Below are 2,878 nucleotides of genomic sequence, written 5' to 3' on the forward strand. Positions count from 1 at the left end.
GGCAAGCTGGCGGTCAGGGCCAGGGCAAGCTGGCGGTCAGGGCCAGACGGCATATCTTTTATATTGTTAATGGTTCGCTGCGCTTTCCCAACCCCCTTAAAAAAATTTTTAGATTTTCCAAACTTTCCAATACCCAGACCAAACTTTCCAATACCCAGACCAAACTTTCCAACACAAACACAAACCCAATATCGCTCTCTAACACACGGATTGCTGTACTCCCTGGTCATGATCACAATCAAAATAAAAACCACGCACAAATCTGCTAAACTGCACACTCATTCAAGGAGGAGCAAGATGACCGTAAGAGAACTCATAAAATCAGTAGCACCCCTGGCAAGACACTTAAAAGTGTCCTCTGGAGCGGTGTACAAATGGATCAGAGTAGATAGAATCCCTGCTCATCACCTAATAAAGATAGCGAAATATTACGGACTTGACGTTCTTTCTCTACAGCCCCTGACAGGTTCAGAACTGAATAACAAGGTTACAGTAGTGAAAAAACCAAGATCGGTATTAAAAGCAGCCCTGGATGTGTACGTAGGAGTTATTACGGTAGATAAAGCAGTAGAATCCACAGGAGCTACCCATAAATCAATAGAGAGCATCTTGCGGTATTGGAAGGATGAGTTACCTACCCTGTACACTACACTTGAGCAACTAGACCAAGGTAGGATAAACCTAGAAACAGCTTGTACAAGGCTGACAGTAACAAAGTATACAATGCACGGAATCAGAAGTAAGTATGGATACGCCCCTGGACCAATTCAGAAAAAGGTATGACATGGAAAACTTACTGTTTGGAGAAGTAACCAGTTCCTATAAGTGTTTTAAAAGAATAAACGACCTATCAGATATTCCTGATACAGGGGATTTAACGGTATATCTATCTGGAGATTAGGAATCAAACAAATTGTGGCCCGAAGTACAATCAGTTATAAGGAAAAGAGCCAATTTGTTTAGAGTAAGAGTTATAGTATTGGAAGACTTACTATGAAAACAATAGTATTTGGAGGTACAAAAGAGCAGGAAGGCCTGTACAGAATAGCGAATTGCTTATTTGAAGTAGTAGAGACAGGAGAATTGACAGATTGCGATGTACACTTAGTAGGCACATACAAGAAAAACCCTAAATGGTCACAATTCCGTGAGCAGATAAGAAAAGCAATACTAAACCCTTCCTCTAACGTATCAATTTACATTAAAGAGTGGAATTACGGATGATTGACGAGTCTAAACTAGCAAAGTTAAAAGCTCCAGAGTCTAGGGCATTGAGCCTGGAGGATCAACTAAAGGCCATGCCAGAGCAACAATTACAGCAATTGTTGAGATTAGTGGAGAGCCTACTTCCACAGCCGGGGCCTAGAGCAGTTAAGGAGCTAAATCTAGAAAGTGAGCTAATGGAGCAATACGAAAAAACAAAAAGACTCATGGACACCTGCCTGTTAGATACAGAAGTAGCAGTAAATCAAAAAGCACAAGTAGCAAACACGCTAGTAGCCACACTAGGACAATTGGTGAAGTTACAAGATGACCTGAGACTGCAGCAAACCTTGAACCTAATGGAGTCAACTCTTATAGATGTGATTAAATCACAACCTGATCCGTTTAAGGAAGAGTTCTTCCTAGAGTATGAACTGAAAGCTAGAAAAGCGGGATTGATGGAATAACCTAATATGAATAAAATTCAGGAAGTTACATTTAAAAATCACCTATTAAGATTAAGGGCGGGGGCTTCACAAGCCACAGCCTTAACAGAGGTATCTAAATGGATTAGTAGGAACACGACCATTAATGGTCGGAATTTCTCCTATAAGAATCACGAGTATCAGCCACGTATATTGGACAGTACGGCTAGGGAATGTGTCATTAGAAAGTGTAGTCAGGTAGGCATATCAGAGTTGTCGATTAGAAAAGCCCTTGCTCTGTGCGGAATGATTAAAGAGTTCACAGTAGTATATACGCTACCTACAGCTACACTAGCATCGGTCCTTGTTAGAACCCGCGTAAATCCAGTAATTGAGGAATCAGCATATCTTAAAGGGATGTTGACAGGGACAGATAGTGTTGAAGTGAAACAATTTGGGGCGGGGTCATTTCTATATATGAAAGGTGCAGCATCCAGTAACGCACCTATTAGTATACCAACTGACTTTCTAGTACACGATGAGTTGGATTTCAGTGATCCATTGGTAATCAGTCAATACCAGTCTCGATTAACTCATTCGCTTTATAAGATGAGACTGAAGTTGTCCACACCCACTATACCAGGAAAGGGAATTGATAGTGCATTCATGCAGTCTAAAAGGCATTTTAACTTTGCTAGGTGCAATCATTGCAACCATTATTTTATCCCTGATTACTATGATCATGTAAAAATCCCTGGATATTCTGGAGACTTGAGAGACATCACCAAGACAAGAATACATACCATAAATCATACAGAGGCTTATGTAGAATGCCCTAAATGTGGCAAGAAGCCTAATCTAGCCCCTAAATATAGGGAGTGGGTGTGTGAGAATAAGGATGAGAATCATGTAGCGGATGGGTTTCAAGTAAGTCCGTTTGACTGTCCGAACCTTATTACCCCAAGCTACCTGATAGAAGCAAGCACGTCCTATACAAATATAGGAGAATTCATTAACTTTAACCTTGGATTACCTCACTTCTCTAGGGAGTCAGTACTCTCCCCTGATGAAGTACAAGGAGTGATTGTAAATAGTTACCATGAAGGATCAGCTTTTACAGTAATGGGAGTGGACCTGGGCAAGACCTGCCATATTACTATAGCAAGGTGTTCTTTCGACGGGGCTATGCAAGTGGTCCATATTGAGGAAGTACCATTAGCACAGCTTAAGATACGATATAGGGAGCTAAG

5 protein-coding genes are annotated in these 2,878 nt (G+C 41.0%); 4 read left to right on the forward strand and 1 reads right to left on the reverse strand.

Annotated features, from left to right (window positions below; genetic code table 11):
• Positions 1-254: hypothetical protein (locus CAPSK01_RS23640; protein WP_273703939.1), on the reverse strand; the 254-nt coding region annotated here is incomplete at its 3' end.
• A 43-nt stretch (positions 255-297) separates the two neighbouring features.
• Here CAPSK01_RS23640 and CAPSK01_RS23645 point away from each other — a divergent pair.
• From CAPSK01_RS23645 to CAPSK01_RS23655, 4 genes are all read left to right on the forward strand, one after another.
• A complete protein-coding gene (locus tag CAPSK01_RS23645) occupies positions 298-783 on the forward strand; it encodes a hypothetical protein (RefSeq protein WP_273703940.1) in 486 nt (161 codons plus the stop codon).
• Between the two features lie 210 nt (positions 784-993).
• A complete protein-coding gene (locus CAPSK01_RS23650) occupies positions 994-1,224 on the forward strand; it encodes a hypothetical protein (RefSeq protein WP_273703941.1) in 231 nt (76 codons plus the stop codon).
• Positions 1,221-1,670 (forward strand): hypothetical protein, encoded by a 450-nt coding sequence (locus CAPSK01_RS17250; protein ID WP_034929604.1) that lies wholly within the window; start codon positions 1,221-1,223, stop codon positions 1,668-1,670. The genes CAPSK01_RS23650 and CAPSK01_RS17250 overlap by 4 nt, the downstream gene beginning before the upstream one ends.
• 6 nt (positions 1,671-1,676) lie before the next feature.
• Positions 1,677-2,878, forward strand: a 1,202-nt coding sequence (locus CAPSK01_RS23655; protein ID WP_273703942.1) for a phage terminase large subunit family protein, incomplete at its 3' end; no start/stop codon positions are given.

It is taken from the genome of Candidatus Accumulibacter vicinus (assembly GCF_000584955.1).
GTDB classification, from domain to species: Bacteria; Pseudomonadota; Gammaproteobacteria; order Burkholderiales; family Rhodocyclaceae; genus Accumulibacter; species Accumulibacter vicinus.

What these genes read in the sequence shown, in the direction of transcription:
- CAPSK01_RS23650 (WP_273703941.1), top strand. Translation starts at nt 994, where the DNA reads ATGAAAACAATAGTATTTGGAGGTACAAAAGAGCAGGAAGGCCTGTAC.
- CAPSK01_RS23645 (WP_273703940.1), top strand. Translation starts at nt 298, where the DNA reads ATGACCGTAAGAGAACTCATAAAATCAGTAGCACCCCTGGCAAGACAC.
- CAPSK01_RS17250 (WP_034929604.1), top strand. Translation starts at nt 1,221, where the DNA reads ATGATTGACGAGTCTAAACTAGCAAAGTTAAAAGCTCCAGAGTCTAGG.